This is a genomic window from Campylobacter coli, assembly GCF_009730395.1.
GTDB lineage: Bacteria > Campylobacterota > Campylobacteria > Campylobacterales > Campylobacteraceae > Campylobacter_D > Campylobacter_D coli.
Genome location: NZ_CP046317.1, coordinates 819,037 through 836,911 on the forward strand (window position 1 = coordinate 819,037; position 17,875 = coordinate 836,911).

A 17,875-nucleotide genomic window follows, 5' to 3' on the forward strand; every position below is an offset into this window, starting at 1 on the left:
TATAATCAAATTTATCTAAAATGAAAATATAAATTTAAATTTTCATAGTTTTGTAAGTAAATTTCAAAAAATGATTAAAAAAATATATTAATTAAACCTGAATTAAAAAAAATATGATACAATTTTCATAAATTATCTTAAAGAAGGAGTAAAAGATGGGCAAATTTGTTAACAATGTTAATGAATTCTTTGATTTTTGTAAACAAAACGAAGTTCTTTTTGTAGATTTTCGCTTTACTGATATGATAGGAACTTGGCATCATATCACCTATAATCTTCATGCAATTAGCGAAGAAACTTTTGAAGCAGGAATTCCATTTGATGGTAGTTCAATTCATGGATGGCAACCTATTGAAAAATCAGATATGATTTTAAAACCTGATGCGCAAAGTGCATTTTTAGATCCTTTTACAGCTGATCCTACTATTATAGTTTTTTGCGATGTTTATGACATTTATAAAGGACAAATGTATGAAAAATGTCCAAGAAGTATAGCAAAAAAAGCAATGGAACATCTTAAAAATAGTGGCATAGCTGATACTGCTTATTTTGGGCCTGAAAATGAATTTTTTGTTTTTGACAGTGTAAAAATTGTAGATACAACTCATTGTTCTAAATATGAAGTGGATACAGAAGAAGGAGAGTGGAATGATGATAAAGATTTCGCAGATAGCTACAATACAGGTCATCGTCCACGAAACAAAGGCGGATATTTTCCTGTTCAACCTATAGATTCTTTGGTAGATATTCGCTCTGAAATGGTTCAAACTCTTGAAAAAGTAGGACTTAAAACCTTTGTTCACCATCACGAAGTTGCACAAGGGCAAGCGGAAATTGGAGTAAATTTTGGCACACTTGTGGAGGCTGCAGATAATGTACAAATCTACAAATATATTGTCAAAATGGTAGCTCATTTAAATGGCAAAACTGCAACTTTTATGCCAAAGCCTCTTTATGGTGACAATGGAAATGGTATGCATGTTCATATGAGTCTATGGAAAGATGGTGTGAATTTATTCTATGACAAAGAAGGTTATGGAGGACTTAGCCAAACTGCTATTAATTACATAGGTGGGGTTTTAAAAAATGCTCGTTCTGTTGCAGCTTTTACTAATCCAAGCTCAAATTCATACAAAAGAATAGTTCCAGGTTTTGAAGCTCCTTGTATTTTAACTTATTCTTGCCAAAATAGAAGTGCAAGTTGTCGCGTGCCTTATGGTATAGGTAAGAATTCAGCTCGTGTTGAAATTCGTTTCCCTGATAGCACCGCTAATCCTTATCTAGCTTTTGTTAGTCTTTTAATGGCAGGACTTGATGGAATCAAAAACAAAACCATTCCTGTAGGACCTATGGATGAAAACTTATTTGATCTTACTTTAGATGAAATTCGTGAAAAAGGCATAGAGCAACTACCACACACTCTAAGAGGAAGTCTTGAAGCTTTAATTCGTTACAACGCTTTCTTAAAACCTGTAATGAGCGATATTTTTATAGATGATTATCAACATTTGAAATTTGAAACTCAAGTTTGGCCTGTTGAAGCGCGTCCAACTGCATACGAATTTAAAACTTGCTATTCTTGCTAAATAAAAAGCAAAGCGTAAATTTTTAAACGCTTTGCTTTATTTATTGATAAATTTCTTAAATCCATATCTTTGATATTATATAAATTTATTTTCAAAAAAGAATTAAAAATTATTATTGCAGCAGAATATTATTTATTTTCATTTTTATACCATGATTTTAGTAAGTATATGAAATTTTAAGTGAATTAATATGAGAAAAATTTATGGCATAAAAATACCATAAATTTATATAATTAATTTAAATTATCTTTTTAATTGATTGACAATTCCAAGCATATCATCACTCGTCGTGATAGCTTTTGAACCTGCTTCGTAAGCTCTTTGTCCTGTGATAAGATCTGTCATCTCTTCAACAAGCTGCACGTTGCTTAACTCTATAAAGCCATGTCTTATTGTTCCAAGTCCATCTTGGGTTGCTATACCTGCTACAGGTGCACCGCTTGCCCCTGTTTCAAGATAAAGATTATCTCCCATAGAATGAAGTCCAGCTGGGTTGATAAATTGTACAAGCTCAACTTGACCGATTTGTGTTTCTTGTTGTTCTCCTGGAAGCATTACAGAAACTGTGCCATCAGTAGCCACATTAATCGCAGTTGCACCCTCTGGTATAGTCATTTCAGGTAAAAGTCTATAACCATCTGCATTAACGATATTTCCCTCATTATCTTTTGTAAATTGTCCATTTCTTGTATAAGCTATCGTGCCATCAGGAAGTTGAATTTGAAAAAAACCATTTCCCGCAATTGCCATATCAAGACTATCTGTGCTTGTAGCCTTTAAATTACCTTCAGTAAAAACCTTTGTCACTGCTGTTGGACGCACACCAATACCCACTTCTATGCCCGATGGAGAAAGTGTTGTGGCTGAAGTTGAAGTTCCTGCGTATTTCATAACTTGATACATTAGATCAGCAAATTCAGCACGACCCTTTTTAAAACCTGCTGTGTTAACATTTGCAATATTGTTTGAAGTAACATCAATTTGTGTTTGCTGCGCTACCATTCCCGTAGCAGCAGTATGAAGTGATCTCATCATTTTTTATCCTTTAATTTATTTTATATTATTTTATTTAACGGCTGCAAGTTTATTGATAGCTTCTTGGTTTAAGTCATCCATATGAGCTGTCATAACTTTTTGATACATTTCTACCATTCTATTTGCCTCTATAAGTCCTACCATTTCGGTTACCGGATTGACATTAGAGCCTTGAGAAAAACCTTGACGCACTGCATTAGAATTATCCAAATCTCTAATACGCGTTAAATCATCTATCCTATAAACATTATCCCCATCTTTTTGCAAAGCTCTTATATCATCTACTTGAGCGATAAATAATCTCGCATTTTGAACGCCATCTACCTCAATACTTCCGTTTTTATCTACATTGATATAAACCGCACCATTAGGAAGACGAATTCCTGCATTTTGAGGATTATTAAAATAATCACTGCTTAAAATTCTATATCCTTGTTTATTGACTAAATATCCCTCTTCGTTAAGTTGAAAATTTCCATCTTTACTTAATCTTATTTCACCATCCTTTGTTTGAACTAAATAAAAAGCATCCTCTCTAGTAATGGCCAAATCCAAAGGGTTATTAGTCGTTTTTAAAGAACCTAAACTAAAATCTGTATATCCTTGAGAGACTTGAGGAACGCCATCTATGGTAGTATTGACAAATCTTGATGCATCTCTTGTGTGATTTTCTATAGGCAACTCATCCTGAGTTTCTTTAAAAATCCTTTTAAAATCTGCAATTACTACATCATCTCTTTTGTAACCACTCGTGTTAATATTGGCAAGATTGTTTGTAATAACATCAAGTTTATTAAACTGAGTTACCATCCCACCCGTTGCTTGATAATATCCATTTTGCATATTTTTCACCTATAAATTTTGATATTTTTAATCTATAAAGCAAAGAGTGTTCCAACTTTTAAAAAGAATGAATTTTAGGGGATTAAGCAAGTAGAAATAAAATACTGAATGATAATTTGCATCATATTGTGTTTTTACAAGGAATTATACTAAAAAACCAAAAGTATCATTAAATCGCTTAAAAAGCAGCAACATTCATCTCTTTACCCAAGAAATAAGAGTTTTCTTTCTAGGAATATGGGTAAAAAATATTTTAAAATAAATAGTAAAAATTTTAAAAAAGCAAGACTTAAGTAAAAATCTTGCTTAAAAATATTCTATTTTAGTCCATTTGGCGGCGTAAGAAAGTAGGAGTTTCAATTTGAGCCATTATCTCTTCATCAAAACCACCACTTACTTTTCTAAGATTTAAATAAGGATTTTTCTTAGGAGTTTCAGCTTCTTCAGCGGCTTTTTTAGCTATGCTGTCTCTATCTTCAAATCCTGTGGCAATAATGGTCACTTCTACCCTATCTTCCATGCTATCATCTGTAGTAGAACCAAAAATAATCTTTGCATTTTCATCAACAATTTCTTCTATATTATTTGCAGCAGCAGAAATTTCAATTAAAGAGCAATTAGAACTTGTTTTAAAATGTAAAATAACCCCTTTAGCTCCTTTAATATCCATACCATCTAATAATGGAGATTCTATGGCATTAGAAAGAGCCTCTTCGATAGCATTTTCACCGCTAGCACTGCCTACGCCCATAAGCGCTAAACCACGATGGCTCATTATGGTTCTAACATCAGCAAAGTCAACATTGATATCACCATTGTCTAAAAGTATAGACACCATACCCTTAACAGCACGCGCCAAAATATCATCAACTAATTTAAAAGCATCTTTAATTCCTGCTTTTTTATCGATAATGCTTAAAAGCTTTTCGTTTTGAATTACAAGGATAGAATCACTTTCTTTTTTCAATTCAAGGAGTCCGTTTTCAGCAAGTTTTTTTCTTTGTTTCCCTTCAAAAGCAAAAGGCATAGTTACAACAGAAACAGTTAAAGCACCTATTTCTTTAGCTGCTTGTGCGATTACTGGAGTAGCACCCGTTCCTGTGCCACCACCAAAACCTGAAGCAATAAAAACGATATCACTTTGGCTAAGACTAGCTTTAATCTCTTCAAAGCTTTCTCTAGCACTCTCTGCTCCAACCTCTGGTAGCATGCCCGCACCCAAGCCTTTTGTTTTTTTCTCGCCAAGTTGAATTTTGGTTTTTGCTAATGAATTTGAAATAGCTTGTGCATCAGTATTAGCCGCGATTAAATCGAGGTCATTTAAGCCCATCTTGACCATATGATTAATCATATTTCCACCGCCACCACCGCAGCCTATAACTTTAATTTTAGCGCCTTTATTATGTTGCATCTCTTCTACTAAAAATTCGCTCATAAAAACTTTCTCCTTGTTAAAATTGATTCATTATTTTATGCCAAATATTTGAAAAAACACTAGGCTTTTTCTCTTTTGGCTCTTTAAAATCTAATTGTTCTTGTATTATTATTGTATCATTTTCTTGCAAATTTTCGCCAAAAAAATCAGATTTTGTTTCATTTTCCACTTCTTTTTGTGGAATTATTTCTTGTCTAATTTGGCGGTTATAATTTTCTATCTCCCCTTTATATCTTAACTTTTCATTTGAATCAAGTTCATAAGGCGTAAAATAACCCGCACCATATAAACAAAGTCCTATAGCACAAGTATTTTCAGGATCATTAAAAATTTCACTAAACCCAGTAATTAAATCTTTTCTAGCAGTAGCAAGTCTAACAGAACGATTATCAAAAGTTGCAGGAGCTAATTCATCAATACCTGCTAATTTAGTCATTCCGCCTGTTAATACAACGCCACCCCCTATACTATTTGCATAACGATTGTCGCTTAAAATTTTGGCTAAAATCATTAAAGTTTCTTCAGCTCTTGCATAGATTACATTTGAGATGATATCTAAAGAAACTTCATTTACTTTTCTTTCATCTCCCATAGAAGGAATTTGTATCAATGCATTAGGTTGTTGAGAAAGGGCTGCATAATTTAATTTAATTTTCTCAGCTTCTTTTAAAGGAGTGTGCAAAGCCATCGATAAATCTTGAGTAATATTAATCGATCCAATTTGCAAGCAATCATTATAACGAATTGAATTTCCAGTATGAACAACCATATCGCAGATCGCTCCACCCATATCAATCAAAACAGCACCTAGTTCTTTTTCACTATCATCTAAACAAGCTATAGCTGAAGCATAGCCAGAAAGGACTATATTATCAACTCTTAAATCAGCCAACTCAACAGCTTTTTTTAAATTTTTAATATGAGATTCTTGAGAAATAACTATATGAGTCGAAACCTCCAAGCGATTTCCGCTCATACCCAAAGGATCATCTACATGTTCTAAATCATTTACCTTAAAATTATAAGGTAAAACATGAATAATTTCATAACCACTCGGAAGATTTGCAGTGTGTTTGGCTGTGCTTACCGCACGATGAATTTCTTTGATGCCTATTTCATGATTTGGTATATTTACTACACCTATACTATCAACACTTTTAGTATAAGCGCCCGAAATAGAAACCACTACTTTATCATAATGAACACCGCTCATCATCTCTGCATTTCTAACTGCTTCCTCGATCGATTTTGAAGCAAGCTCGATATTGGTAATAGCGCCTTTTTTTACACCATTGGTTTTTGCTTTTGCAAAACCAATAATTTTTAAACCTTCCTCATCTTTTTGAGCGACAATGGCACAAGTTTGTGTTGAACCTAAGTCAATTCCTAATATATTCAAAATTATTTACCTTTATAATAAATTTTTATTGGATATGTTTTTTTAAGCTCTTCGATTAACTCCTGCTTCATTTCATTAGCTTTTAAACTTTGTAAATTTTGATTAAGCATTATGCGATATTGCTGAAATTTTTCAGGATTCATATCAAGCTTTTGCTTATTAATTTTATAAAGCATAGCCTTATCTTCATTTAAAATAACATAAGAACGATTTTGATCAGAATTAAAAACATTCATTAGAAAATAACTAAATTCTGCTTCATTTAATATATTACTAATTTTAGCATCATTTCTTACAGTATCCCTGCTTACGAAACCTATATTAGTTCCGCTAAAATTTTCTAAATTTTGCTTAGCTTTTTCTTCTAAATTCTTTTTCACCTGTTCGCTGATATAAATAGGCATAAGCTCTTCTTTAGCCTCATCAAAAGTCTTAGTTCTTACAGGATTGGTTTTGTTAAGCTTGATAATAATATAACCATTTTGATATTCACTCGGTCTTAACACATCTCCATTTTTTACCCGAGATAAAGCCTCAAGTGGATAGTAAACATCTGAATCTGTGATATTTTCATCCTTTTGGAATTTATCTTTACCTTCTTTCAATTCCAAAAATTTAGCATTAGCTATGTTTTTAAGCTGTGCTAAAGCATAATCTTTAGCAACATCCTTTTTAGCAGCTTCAAAACTCATGATTTTGCCACTAAAATCTTTATATTTAAATTTATTATTTTCATTATTATAAAATTCTTCTAGCTTACTATCATCAATTTTTTGCATATCCACCGGTAGATAATAAGTAGAAATCTCATATACTTTTTTTGTCTTATAATCTTCTTTGTGTTCATTCCAAAGCTTTTTAAGCTCTTCTTCATTAACTTTTATATTTTCTTTATCTTGCTCTAGTTTTGCTATATTTAAAGAATCTTGCATAAAATAACTAGCTCCTAGCATTTTCAACTCTTCATCTGTTTGAGGGAGATTGAATATTTGTTCTAGTTTGCCGATAATAATTTCATTTGAAAGAGTTTTCTCATATTCTTTTGGAGTCATATTGTTTGCATTCAAAAGTTCATAATAAATTGTTTTATTAAAATCACCTGAAGGATCTTGAAAGGCTTTAGTTTCAGCAAGTGCTTGAATAACTTCATTTTCACTTGAACCTAATCCCAAATCTTTAGCAAAATTTAACAAAAGCTTATCTTCAACCAAAGAGCTTAATGCAGCATTTTCAATTCCCAATTGCTTAGCACTCTCCTCATTTAAGCCACCGTTGCTAATTTGATTGTAATAATTAAAAATCTGATTATATCTTACATTAAATTCATTATAATTGATTTTTTCATCTCCAACTACAGCAACACTCGAACTTCTATTAAGATTAAAATCATAAGCACCCCAACCTAAAAACCCAGCTCCAACAAAAGCTATGGTGCTAATCCATATAGTAACAACAAGATATTTTTTGTGATGTTGCATCCAAGTAAGCATATCATTCCTTGATAAAAATTAAACTACATATTTTATCGCAGAAGTGTTTAATTAGAGTTTAATTAGTGGTTTTTTGTTAAATATTTTCATTTTGATTTTAGTTAAAATTTCGTTATAATTATAGCTTATAAAAATTTTATAGGATATAGGATTTGAAAATTCCACACATTCCCGTTTTGCTCAATGAGGTAAATCAAGCATTTGAAAAACTAAACTCAGGATATTTTTTAGATTGTACTTTGGGTTTTGGTGGCCATAGCGAATCCTTACTTAAAGATCATCCAAACCTTAAACTTATAGCATGCGACCAAGACAAAGAAGCGCTTGAATTTTCTAAAAAGCGTCTTCATGATTTTAAAGATAGAACAGAATTTGTATTAAGTAATTTTAGTCAAATTTTAGACCAAATTTCACACGATAAACTGAACGATCTCAAAGGCATTTTAGCTGATATTGGAGTATCTTCTTATCAACTTGACAATAACAAACGAGGCTTTAATCTTCATTCTGATTTTTTAGACATGAGAATGAATCAAGATGCTAAAATTTCAGCTTTTGAGATTATTAATAATTATACCCAAGAGCAATTGAGTGATATTTTCAAAAAATATGGGGAATTAAATGATGGGTACTTTATCGCTCAAAAAATTTGCCAAGAAAGACAAAAAAATAAAATAAAAAGTGCTAAAGAACTTTACGAAATAATAGGAAAAACAAAACAAAATCACAGAAGTGTTTCTAAAGCAACCCTAGTTTTTCAAGCTATTAGAATAGAAGTCAATCAAGAACTTGAAGTTTTAAAAAATTTTTTAGAAAAATTAGAAAAAATTAAATTAAAAAATTGTATTCTAGCTATCATTTGCTTTCATTCTTTAGAAGATAGGATAGTAAAAAACTATTTTAAAAAATGGGCTAAAAATTGTATCTGTGATGAAAGAGCTTTTAGGTGCGAATGTGGAAACAATCATTCTTTAGGAGAAATTATAAGCAAAAAAGCTATAACTCCAAGCAAAGAAGAAATTATGATTAATTCTCGTTCAAGTTGTGCAAAAATGCGCCTGTTTCATTTTAAAAATATGGAAAAATAATGCTAGATGATGATTTTTTAAAAGAAAAGCAAAACATACGCCAGAAAATGCTTAAATTTTCTCGCGCTGTTAATCAAGGTAAGCCTTTAGATGATGATTTAAAAGAAGAAATCTCTAGTGATGATATTTTAAGACGCCGCTTTAAAAAACGCTCAAATCATTTCTTGGATGAAACAGAAGAAGACTATAAGTTAGAATATACAAAAAAATCAAATATATACTTAAAAGAAGATTTGATAAATGTTAAATTGGAAGAAAAGCAGTCTTTAGCTAAAAAAATTTTTTCCAAAATAAAAGAAAAAAACAAAAATCAAGAATCAAAAAAGAAAAAAACAAAAAAACTTTTTTCTTTTCTGAAAAAAAAAGAAATTCAAGGTATACAAAATAAAAACACACACAATACTCAAGAAAAACATTTGCATACAGACAAGCAAATAGAAATCAAAAAAATACAAAATAACAAGATTCAACCCACGCAAACTGACCCAAAACCCGATATAAAACAAAGTCTAGAAAATTTACAAAAAAAAATACAAACTCAAGAAGTAAAAATAGAGATTGAAAAATCCGAAATTCAACCCATTAAAACAGAACATGATGAAGATACACAAAAGGTTAAAAATGTATTACTAGAAGGATTTAGTAATGCTACTAAAGAAGATAAAAATCTCAATTTCAATCACTTACTTTTTGCCGTATTATTTGTCAGCTTTGCTCTTGTTTTATTTGTACCACAAATTTATATAAGAAATCAAATTTACTATCTTAGCCGAGAAATTGCCACTTTAAGAGTAGAAGAAAGCGTACTTGATGAAGAAAATAAAGATTTAAAAAGACGCTTAGAAATCATGCGCTTTCAAAATCAAATTTTAGATTATTTAGAATGAATGATTTTTTCTAAAACATATTGTTCTAAATTTGCCTTTGGAATTTCTTCTTTTAAGGCTTCTTTATAAAAATTTCCAGCCATAATAGAATATTTTTCATATGAAAAATAAGGAAAGTGCAAAGCCCATGCTTTTTGTATTAATTTTTTTGAAATCATTTTACGAGCATAAACCTTAAAAATATCATAAGAAATAAAAACACATGCGGTAACCGCTACAGCGCTGATAATACTGATATGAAAATCAAGGCGAGTAAAAAGATAATGCGTAATGAGTAATAATGGTAATAAAACCAAAGCACAAAAAATTCCAAAATATATATAAGAATTTAAAATTTTAAAATTAAAATTAAGCTTGGAAGGATCCACAAGCATTCCATCATTAAACAAAGCATTAGCCTCAAGCAAATCACGCAAAAGAACAGGTTGATCGGATATCTTAAAAAGAAAATTACAACTAAAATCTTTAAATTTTTTCATATTTTTACACTTTTAAATTTTTAGTTTAAAATACTATCTAAAGAAAATTAAATTTGGGTTAAAACAAAAGCTCTTAGCTTTTGTTTATCAACTCTTCTGTGATTCTGGCAATCTCAAGTTCTTCATCTGTAGGAACGATAAAAATCTTTACCTTAGAATTGGCAGTACTAATCATTCTTTCACAGCTTGCTTTTTTGTTGTTTAATTCTATATCAAGCTCAACACCAAGATGAGATAATCTTTCACAAACTTTTTGGCGAACTAAAGCAGCATTTTCACCTATACCGCCTGTAAAAATAATAGCGTCAGTTCTAGGTAAAACCGTAAAATAAGCCCCTATATATTTTAAAAGGCGATAACAAAACATATCAAAAGCTAAACGTGCCCTATCATCACCTTGCTCGATTTTTGCTCCTATATCTCTAAAATCGTTAGAACCGCAAATTCCATAAAGTCCGCTTTTTTTATTAAGCAAAGTATCAATTTCTTCTATTGTTAAACCCTTAAGATGGCTAATAAATGGCAAAATTGCAGGGTCTAAATCACCACAGCGAGTTCCCATAACAAGACCTTCAAGAGGAGTAAAACCCATGGAAGTGTCTATACTTTTACCTCCCTCAATAGCACAAACACTCGCACCATTTCCAAGATGTGCTGAAATTGCGTTTAAATCCTCTTTATTTTTTCCAAGTAATTGGGCTGCCCTAGCACTCACAAAAGCGTGAGAAGTACCATGGAAACCATATCTTCTTATATTGTGCTTATCATAAAAATCATAAGGCAAAGCATACATATAAGCAAAATCAGGCATAGTGCGATGAAAAGCTGTATCAAAAATAGCTGCATTAGCAACACTAGGTGCAGCTTTGATCATTGTTTTTATACCTGCTAAATGCGCAGGATTATGCAAAGGAGCAAAAATACTAACCCTATCTATCTCTTTAAGAACATAATCATCCACTAAACAATGCTCGCTTAAATTTCTTCCTCCATGCACTATGCGATGACCACAGCCATCTAAAGCATTTAAATCTTCCAAAATTCCAGATTCTTTAAAAAGCTCGTTGACAATTTGCAATCCATGTTCGTGATTTTTTATAGGAAGTTCTCTTTCGAATGTTTCATCATTTAAGGCATTTTTTAGTATGACTTTTGATTTTTCTTCTCCAATTTTTTCTACCAAACCACTGGCTTTAACCACTTTATCATCAAAAAATTTAAATTTAATAGATGAAGAGCCTGAATTTAAAACTAAAATCTTCATTCACTTTCCTTTCTTATTGTGCTTGTATAGCACTTAAAATAACCGTATCTACTATATCATCAACCAAACATCCACGACTTAAATCATTTACAGGTTTTTTAAGTCCTTGCAAAATAGGACCGATTGCCAAAGCATTTGCCGTTCTTTGCACAGCCTTATAGCAAATATTTGCAGCGTCAAGATCAGGAAAGATATATACATTTACATTACCTGCTATCTTAGAATTTGGCATTTTTTTAGCAGCAGTTTTAGGATCATAAGCACAATCAAATTGCATAGGGCCATCGATATTTAATTCTGGATATTTTTCTTTAGCAATTCTTAAAGCTTCTTTAACAAGATCTACACTCTCACCCTTACCGCTATCTCCACTAGAATAAGAAAGCAAAGCTATCCTTGGCTCGATACCAAAAGACTTTGCAGTCATAGCACTTACATAAGCACTAGCGGCGAGTTGCTCGGCATTTGGATTTGGATTTACAGCACAGTCTGCAAAAGCTAAAACCTTATCATCAAGCCCCATAAAGAAAATTCCCGAAACAGAGTCAACACCCTCTTGAGTTTTGATAATCTGAAGCGCAGGACGAATAGTTTCAGCTGTCGTAGTAGATGCTCCACTTACCATAGCATCAGCTTTCCCACTATGTATCAACAAGGTTCCAAAATAAGTCCTATCTTTAACCAATTCTTTAGCCTCTTCAAGGCTCATTCCTTTAGATTTTCTTGCTTCATATAACAAAGTGGCAAATTCTTCGTTATATTCTGAATGAAGCGGATTGAGTATTTTTACTGCGGTTAAATCAAGTGCCAATTCATCGGCTTTTTGTTTGATATCTTGCTCATCACCCAATAAAATAAGATCCACTACACTACTTTTAAGTAAAATTTCAACTGCTTTTAAAATTCTTTCATCATTGCTTTCTGGTAAAACAACGGTTTTTTTATTTTTAACACTTTTTTTAATGAGTTCATATTTAAAACGATGCGGAGTCATAAAATCATAAGCTTGCAACTTATGCATTTCTTCAAAATTAAAATTTTCATTAATCAAAGCATAATCTCTACCATCTAAAGCTTCATCAAAATATTTTTGAGCTATTAATTTATCCTCATTATTAATAATAGCCGCTATAGGAGTGTTAAGATTTTTAGCCAATTTTATACTCAAATCAAAACCATCAAGTATTCCAAATTCGCAAAAACTATTAACAAGAACAAAATCATATTTACGATTTAATTCCTCATACTCTTCTAAGATAGTATTGAAAAAACTATGCGGATCTTTGCTAAATTCTTCCATAGCTTCTCTAAAAGTAAAACTATAAGCATTTTTCAAAGTTTGCTTAATATCAAATTCCTCAAGCCATCCTTGCAAAACAGGGATACGATGTACATAAATCACAGGACAGTAAATAGCTATATTTTTATATATCTTGCTATAGTTTTTCAATAATTTCGTGGTGACTAATGTATTTAACTCATCACTCCTAGATCTCATCAAATAAAGATTTGCCATTATTTTCTCCTTGGTTTTAAAAAGTGGAACACTCTTTGCTTTATACTTACTTGAAAAACTATTTTAACAAATAAAAATGAAATTTCATCATTTAAAGGACGAAAATGAAAAAAGTTTTATTCTATGTGTTACCTTTTGCATTTTTTGGATGTTCTGCAACAGTAGATCCGCAAATTTCTATGAAACCTCCTGCTTATGTAGAAGAGCTTGCACCTAAACAAAGCAACAATGTAGAAACTTCTCCTGGATCGCTTTTTGGAAAAGGCGATAATCCTTTATTCTCTGATAAAAAAGCAATGAATGTAAATGATTTAGTTACTGTGGTTATCCAAGAAAGCACTACTCAAAGCACTCAAGCCAATAAGGCCACAAGTAGAACCAATACTTCCAATTTAGGAGGAGGAGCTTTAACAGGTGGAAGTGGCTTACTTGGAACTGCGATCGATAAAGTAAATGCTTATTCTAATATAGGCTTTCAAACCAATAGTGCTAACAACTACCAAGGAACAGGCACTCAAAGTCGCAATGAAAGTTTTAACACTACGATTTCAACTCGCGTGATTAAAATTTTGTCTAATGGTAATTATTTTATTGAGGGTTCAAGAGAGCTTTTGATCAATGGAGAAAAACAAATCATACAACTTAGCGGTGTGATTCGTCCTTATGATATCGGTCAAGATAATACTATAGATAGTAGATATATAGCAGATGCAAAAATTCTTTACAAAACTGAAGGTGAAGTGGATAGAAGCACTAGAAAACCTTGGGGAAGCAAAGTCATAGAAGCTATATGGCCTTTTTAAATAAACTTATAATTTAAGTCCTTAAAATAAGGACTTAAATTTTATTGCGATTTTATTTTAAATATCTATAATTAAAATAAAATCTATTCTTTTATCTCTCTACTCTTAACCTCATCTTCTACTTCAGCTAAAAATCTATCCACAAGCTCGTTTTCTTTGAGTTTTGCCACCACTTCTCCATGTCTTATAACAAGTCCTTGATTTTTTCCAAAAGCTATAGCCACATCAGCGCCCTTAGCCTCACCCAAAGCATTTACAACACAGCCCATAACACTGATATTTAAAGGCTCTTTGATATGTTTAGTCTTTTCTTCTACGATTTTAATAGCACTGATTAAATCACTTTGAATTCTTCCACAAGTTGGACATGAGATAATGTTTACTCCACTTTTTTGCACCCCGCTATCTTGTAAAATCGCTCTTGCGACTTTGATTTCTTCTTCAAGTTCGCCCGTCATTGAAACCCTCATGGTATCACCTATGCCTTTAAGAAGCAAATTTCCTAAAGCAATAGAACTTTTTATCGTGCTATGAAATTTAGTCCCTGCCTCTGTTACTCCCAAATGAAAAGGATAATCACAAAGTGGTCTTAATCTTTCATAAGCCTCTATGGTCTTTTGAGTATCAGAAGTTTTCATCGAAATTTTTATATCAAAAAAATCCAAATCCTCTAAAAGTTTAATGTTATACAATGCACTTTCTAACATCGCATCTACACCATATCCATATTTATCACTAAATTCTTTTTCTATAGAGCCGTGATTTACACCTATGCGTATAGGAATGCCTCGCTCTTTACAAGCTTTTACTACTTCTTTAACATTTTCTTTTGAGCCTATATTGCCTGGATTTATACGAACCCCATCAATAAATTCAGCACAAAATACAGCTAAATTGTGATTAAAATGTATATCTACAATTAAAGGCAAGGGACTTTTTGCTTTAATCTCCTTTAAAGCCCTTGCATCCGCCATATCCAAACACGCCAAACGCACGATATTAGCTCCTGCAAAATAAAGCCGATTGAGTTGCTCTAAAGAACCTTCAATATCTCTTGTTTTGGTAAAGAGCATAGATTGCACTGAAATAGGCGCATCGCCACCTATTAAAACATCACCCACTTTAATTTGTCTTGTTTTAAATCTTTTGTATTCCATTTTCAAGCTTCTTTTTATAAATAATTTTTAAAATTCTAGCTATTTTTTGCTTTAATTCCTCATAAAAAATCAATAGGATCTATATCTACGCTAACATTTTTAAAATTTAAGGCATATTCTTGTATCTTGATTAAAGGTTTGTAAAAATCGCTACGAAGCAATATATAAAAACGATATTGTCCTTTGAGCATTTCTATACTACAAGCTCCATAGCCTATAATTTCAACTTTTAAAATGTGGCTAATTTGATCAACTAATTTTTTGCACAAATTTTGAGCTTGCTTTTGTTCTTTATCCTCGATAACAATTCTCAAAAGGCGTTTAAAAGGAGGATAAAGATCTTTTCTATTTTCTAATTCATCTTGCAAAAAGCTATCATAATCCTCTATATATCTTTCAAAAAAATTCCTATTTTTAGTTTGCAAAAGCACCCTTCCCTCACCTTTGCGTCCTGCTCTTCCTGCCACTTGCATAGCCAAAGCCAAAGTTTCTTCGCTTGCCTTAAAATTGGGACGAAACAAATACTCATCAAGTCCTAAAATAACGCTTAAATCTACACTATGATAATCATGTCCTTTAGCAAGCATGGAAGTTCCTATAAGTATATCGATCTTATTTTCATTAAAATCTTTTAAAATAGCATTAAGCTTTCGAATACTCGTAATCTCATCACTATCAAATTTAGCTATCCTTGCTAAAGGCAAAGCCTCTTGCAAAAGTTCTTGTAATTCTGCTGTGCCCATCTTCCTAGCCTCTAGCATCACACCTTGACAGCTAGGACAATTTTGCTCTATTAAAGAAGTGTAATTACAATAATGACATTTTAAAACATTTCTTTTTTTGTGCAAACTCATAGCAATAGAGCAAAAAGGACATTTTATAGTTTGCCCACAATCTTTACACACAATTTGTCTAAAATTGGCCTTAGTGGGCAAAAAAATGATAGCTTGTTTTTGATTTTCCAAGCTTTTTTGCAACTCGCCCAAAAGCATAGGAGTTACGCCCAATTCGTTTTCATCATATAAAAAGTGTTTTTTACTTTCAAAAAAAGTACCCTTAAGTCTAAAACTCTTTTGCTTGTAAAAACTCGTTAAAGAAGGAGTAGCAGAACCTAAAAGCACCTTAATGTCAAATTTTGAGCTTAAAAAAAGTGTTAAATCCCTAGCATTAATATAAGGTTGATTAGACGCTTTGTAAGAATTATCATGTTCTTCATCCACTATAACAAGCCCTAAATTTACAAAAGGCAAAAACAAAGCCGATCTTGCTCCTGCGACCAAAAGTGCTTCACCCTTACAAAAACGCTCTAAATTTTCTTGCTTTTTTTTCTTTGAAATTTTAGAATGCCATAGAAAAAATTTATCTTTAAAATACACTTCTAAACGCTTTTGCATCTGTGGAGTAAGAGAAATTTCTGGCATTAAAAGTAAAACTTGTTTTCCTTGCTCTAAATATTGTTTTATTAAGCAAATATAAATTTCAGTTTTTCCACTACCTGTATCTGCAAAAAGCAAAGAAGTGGGATTAGCTTTTATAAATTTCAAAGCTTCTTTTTGTTTTTGGCTTAATTTGGGTTCATTTTCTATTTTAATCAGATCACAAGTGTAAGTTTGATAAGTAGAAAAAAGTCCTAATACAAAACCTAGCTTTGAAGAATAATAATACGAAATAAATTTCGCCAATTCAAATTGTACACAGCTTAATGAAAAAGATGTAATTTCTTTAATCTCTTTTGTCTGAAATTCGGGCTTTTGGCATTCTTTCAATACTAAAGCTCTAAGATTTTTTTTATTTTTTAAATCAATAATCACCTCTCTTAAAGCTGGAATTTCTTCCTTGCTATGAAAGGTTAAATTTTGCAAATAAAATCCAAAAACCGCTAATTCATAATATCTCATAATAATTCTTTACAATATTTTTCACTCAAACATTCTAAAATAGCAAAATCAGCATTATAAAAAAAATCAACCCATTCTTTTGTATTTAAAAAAAATCTATATCGATTGGGTGCTGTTTTCATCCAAGCATTAAAACTAGAATAAATAGGTGTATGAAGCAAAGAATAGGTGCAATTTTGACTAGTTTGGCAGTAAAAAAGTTTTTCTTTTTGAGTGTTGATTTTTGCTTCATCAAGATTAGGAGAAAAAGAACTGATTTGTTTGAGTTCAACTTGAGTACGCATAAGGGATAGGGCTGAATTTAGCATTTCATAATCTATTTTCAATTTTAATAATTTCGCATCGTTTTTATTTTGATTGGCAAAAGAGAAGCTTAAACTTGCCAATATCCCCAAAATCAATATCACAAAAACAAGCTCTAAGAGAGTAAAAGCCTTTTTCATTTTACAGGGAGTTCTTCATTGATCGCTTTTATAAGTTTTTTAAGTTCTCTTTCTAAGATATAATTCTCATAGCTTTTTTTTACAAAAGCATCGACGAAACGCTTTAATTCTATTTTTTTAGTCCCACCAGAAATAAGAGCAATATCATCTTCTAAAAAATTTGCAAATTCTCCACTGCATTTAACAATGAAATCCTTTGCAGAAACATTGATAATAACTTGTTTTAAATTATCACTTGCCAAGTACAGCCTCTATTTTTTTGAAAATATCTTCACTTTCTATATTGCGAGACTTAAGCTCTTCTTCCAAACGCATGATTTGATTACTCTTTGCTTCATTTTGCGCTTTTACGCTTACAAGTTCGTTTCTTAAATTTTCATTTGCTTCGCACACTTCGTTGTATTTTTCAATCAACTCATTGACTTTATCTGACATTGTGTTAATAATTTTTTCATCAAACATAAATTTGCCTTCTGCTATAGAAATTTAAAATAAAAATATTTTTTGTAATTGTAGCAGAAAAAAATTTAAATTTAGGTTTTTTATAGTCAA

17 protein-coding genes are annotated in these 17,875 nt (G+C 31.4%); 4 read left to right on the forward strand and 13 right to left on the reverse strand.

Annotated features, from left to right (window positions below; translation table 11 throughout):
* Positions 1-155 precede the first annotated feature (155 nt).
* Complete coding sequence (gene glnA / locus FOC43_RS04125) at positions 156-1,586, forward strand: type I glutamate--ammonia ligase (RefSeq protein ID WP_002776475.1); 1,431 nt, start codon at positions 156-158, stop codon at positions 1,584-1,586.
* 243 nt (positions 1,587-1,829) lie between these two features.
* On the opposite strand, the gene flgG is transcribed toward glnA, so the two are convergent.
* The 5 genes from flgG to FOC43_RS04150 all read right to left on the reverse strand — a co-directional run bounded on the left by flgG (position 1,830) and on the right by FOC43_RS04150 (position 7,788).
* Positions 1,830-2,621: a flagellar basal-body rod protein FlgG gene (gene flgG, locus FOC43_RS04130; protein ID WP_002776471.1), complete on the reverse strand. Its 792-nt coding sequence runs from the start codon at positions 2,619-2,621 to the stop codon at positions 1,830-1,832.
* Between the two features lie 30 nt (positions 2,622-2,651).
* A complete protein-coding gene (locus FOC43_RS04135) occupies positions 2,652-3,464 on the reverse strand; it encodes a flagellar hook-basal body protein (protein WP_002776464.1) in 813 nt (270 codons plus the stop codon).
* A 322-nt stretch (positions 3,465-3,786) separates the two neighbouring features.
* Positions 3,787-4,899 carry a cell division protein FtsZ gene (gene ftsZ, locus FOC43_RS04140; protein WP_002781577.1) on the reverse strand — a complete coding sequence of 371 codons (1,113 nt, stop codon included), beginning with the start codon at positions 4,897-4,899 and terminating at the stop codon, positions 3,787-3,789.
* Positions 4,900-4,915: 16 nt separating this feature from the next.
* Complete coding sequence (gene ftsA / locus FOC43_RS04145; RefSeq protein ID WP_072212064.1) at positions 4,916-6,304, reverse strand: cell division protein FtsA; 1,389 nt, start codon at positions 6,302-6,304, stop codon at positions 4,916-4,918.
* Positions 6,301-7,788 carry a peptidylprolyl isomerase gene (locus FOC43_RS04150; protein WP_002781581.1) on the reverse strand — a complete coding sequence of 496 codons (1,488 nt, stop codon included), beginning with the start codon at positions 7,786-7,788 and terminating at the stop codon, positions 6,301-6,303. Before FOC43_RS04150 ends, ftsA begins: the two co-directional genes overlap by 4 nt.
* 152 nt (positions 7,789-7,940) lie before the next feature.
* Here FOC43_RS04150 and rsmH point away from each other — a divergent pair, with 152 nt between their 5' ends.
* Together rsmH and FOC43_RS04160 are read left to right on the forward strand one after the other, a co-directional pair.
* Positions 7,941-8,876: a 16S rRNA (cytosine(1402)-N(4))-methyltransferase RsmH gene (rsmH, locus tag FOC43_RS04155; RefSeq protein ID WP_002781583.1), complete on the forward strand. Its 936-nt coding sequence runs from the start codon at positions 7,941-7,943 to the stop codon at positions 8,874-8,876.
* The gene (locus FOC43_RS04160; RefSeq protein ID WP_002789913.1) at positions 8,876-9,763 is read left to right on the forward strand and encodes a hypothetical protein; all 888 of its coding nucleotides are present in this window, start codon (positions 8,876-8,878) and stop codon (positions 9,761-9,763) included. The genes rsmH and FOC43_RS04160 overlap by 1 nt, the downstream gene beginning before the upstream one ends.
* Here FOC43_RS04160 and FOC43_RS04165 read toward each other — a convergent pair.
* The 3 genes from FOC43_RS04165 to pta form a co-directional block, all read right to left on the reverse strand.
* Complete coding sequence (locus FOC43_RS04165; protein WP_002776453.1) at positions 9,751-10,242, reverse strand: hypothetical protein; 492 nt, start codon at positions 10,240-10,242, stop codon at positions 9,751-9,753. The genes FOC43_RS04160 and FOC43_RS04165 overlap by 13 nt on opposite strands.
* 73 nt (positions 10,243-10,315) lie before the next feature.
* Positions 10,316-11,506 carry an acetate kinase gene (locus FOC43_RS04170; protein WP_002781587.1) on the reverse strand — a complete coding sequence of 397 codons (1,191 nt, stop codon included), beginning with the start codon at positions 11,504-11,506 and terminating at the stop codon, positions 10,316-10,318.
* A 13-nt stretch (positions 11,507-11,519) separates the two neighbouring features.
* On the reverse strand, positions 11,520-13,025 hold the full coding sequence (gene pta / locus FOC43_RS04175; RefSeq protein ID WP_072212063.1) for a phosphate acetyltransferase: 1,506 nt from the start codon (positions 13,023-13,025) through the stop codon (positions 11,520-11,522).
* A gap of 101 nt (positions 13,026-13,126) precedes the next feature.
* Here pta and flgH point away from each other — a divergent pair, with 101 nt between their 5' ends.
* The gene (gene flgH / locus FOC43_RS04180) at positions 13,127-13,825 is read left to right on the forward strand and encodes a flagellar basal body L-ring protein FlgH (protein ID WP_002787400.1); all 699 of its coding nucleotides are present in this window, start codon (positions 13,127-13,129) and stop codon (positions 13,823-13,825) included.
* A gap of 83 nt (positions 13,826-13,908) precedes the next feature.
* Here flgH and ispG read toward each other — a convergent pair whose 3' ends face one another.
* Genes ispG through FOC43_RS04205 form a run of 5 tightly spaced genes read right to left on the reverse strand, consistent with a single transcriptional unit; the run spans position 13,909 to position 17,785 of the window.
* Positions 13,909-14,982 carry a flavodoxin-dependent (E)-4-hydroxy-3-methylbut-2-enyl-diphosphate synthase gene (gene ispG / locus FOC43_RS04185; RefSeq protein WP_002776443.1) on the reverse strand — a complete coding sequence of 358 codons (1,074 nt, stop codon included), beginning with the start codon at positions 14,980-14,982 and terminating at the stop codon, positions 13,909-13,911.
* A 59-nt stretch (positions 14,983-15,041) separates the two neighbouring features.
* The gene (locus tag FOC43_RS04190) at positions 15,042-16,880 is read right to left on the reverse strand and encodes a primosomal protein N' (RefSeq protein WP_002776439.1); all 1,839 of its coding nucleotides are present in this window, start codon (positions 16,878-16,880) and stop codon (positions 15,042-15,044) included.
* On the reverse strand, positions 16,877-17,323 hold the full coding sequence (locus FOC43_RS04195) for a type II secretion system protein (protein ID WP_002776437.1): 447 nt from the start codon (positions 17,321-17,323) through the stop codon (positions 16,877-16,879). Before FOC43_RS04195 ends, FOC43_RS04190 begins: the two co-directional genes overlap by 4 nt.
* A complete protein-coding gene (locus FOC43_RS04200; RefSeq protein ID WP_002776428.1) occupies positions 17,320-17,565 on the reverse strand; it encodes a hypothetical protein in 246 nt (81 codons plus the stop codon). The genes FOC43_RS04195 and FOC43_RS04200 overlap by 4 nt, the downstream gene beginning before the upstream one ends.
* Positions 17,555-17,785, reverse strand: coding sequence for a hypothetical protein (locus FOC43_RS04205; protein ID WP_002776426.1), 231 nt, complete (start codon positions 17,783-17,785; stop codon positions 17,555-17,557). Before FOC43_RS04205 ends, FOC43_RS04200 begins: the two co-directional genes overlap by 11 nt.
* Positions 17,786-17,875: the final 90 nt, after the last annotated feature.

What these genes read in the sequence shown, in the direction of transcription:
- glnA (WP_002776475.1), top strand. Translation starts at nt 156, where the DNA reads ATGGGCAAATTTGTTAACAATGTTAATGAATTCTTTGATTTTTGTAAA.
- flgG (WP_002776471.1), bottom strand. Translation starts at nt 2,621, where the DNA reads ATGATGAGATCACTTCATACTGCTGCTACGGGAATGGTAGCGCAGCAA.
- FOC43_RS04135 (WP_002776464.1), bottom strand. Translation starts at nt 3,464, where the DNA reads ATGCAAAATGGATATTATCAAGCAACGGGTGGGATGGTAACTCAGTTT.
- ftsZ (WP_002781577.1), bottom strand. Translation starts at nt 4,899, where the DNA reads ATGAGCGAATTTTTAGTAGAAGAGATGCAACATAATAAAGGCGCTAAA.
- FOC43_RS04150 (WP_002781581.1), bottom strand. Translation starts at nt 7,788, where the DNA reads ATGCTTACTTGGATGCAACATCACAAAAAATATCTTGTTGTTACTATA.
- FOC43_RS04160 (WP_002789913.1), top strand. Translation starts at nt 8,876, where the DNA reads ATGCTAGATGATGATTTTTTAAAAGAAAAGCAAAACATACGCCAGAAA.
- FOC43_RS04165 (WP_002776453.1), bottom strand. Translation starts at nt 10,242, where the DNA reads ATGAAAAAATTTAAAGATTTTAGTTGTAATTTTCTTTTTAAGATATCC.
- FOC43_RS04170 (WP_002781587.1), bottom strand. Translation starts at nt 11,506, where the DNA reads ATGAAGATTTTAGTTTTAAATTCAGGCTCTTCATCTATTAAATTTAAA.
- flgH (WP_002787400.1), top strand. Translation starts at nt 13,127, where the DNA reads ATGAAAAAAGTTTTATTCTATGTGTTACCTTTTGCATTTTTTGGATGT.
- ispG (WP_002776443.1), bottom strand. Translation starts at nt 14,982, where the DNA reads ATGGAATACAAAAGATTTAAAACAAGACAAATTAAAGTGGGTGATGTT.
- FOC43_RS04190 (WP_002776439.1), bottom strand. Translation starts at nt 16,880, where the DNA reads ATGAGATATTATGAATTAGCGGTTTTTGGATTTTATTTGCAAAATTTA.
- FOC43_RS04195 (WP_002776437.1), bottom strand. Translation starts at nt 17,323, where the DNA reads ATGAAAAAGGCTTTTACTCTCTTAGAGCTTGTTTTTGTGATATTGATT.
- FOC43_RS04205 (WP_002776426.1), bottom strand. Translation starts at nt 17,785, where the DNA reads ATGTTTGATGAAAAAATTATTAACACAATGTCAGATAAAGTCAATGAG.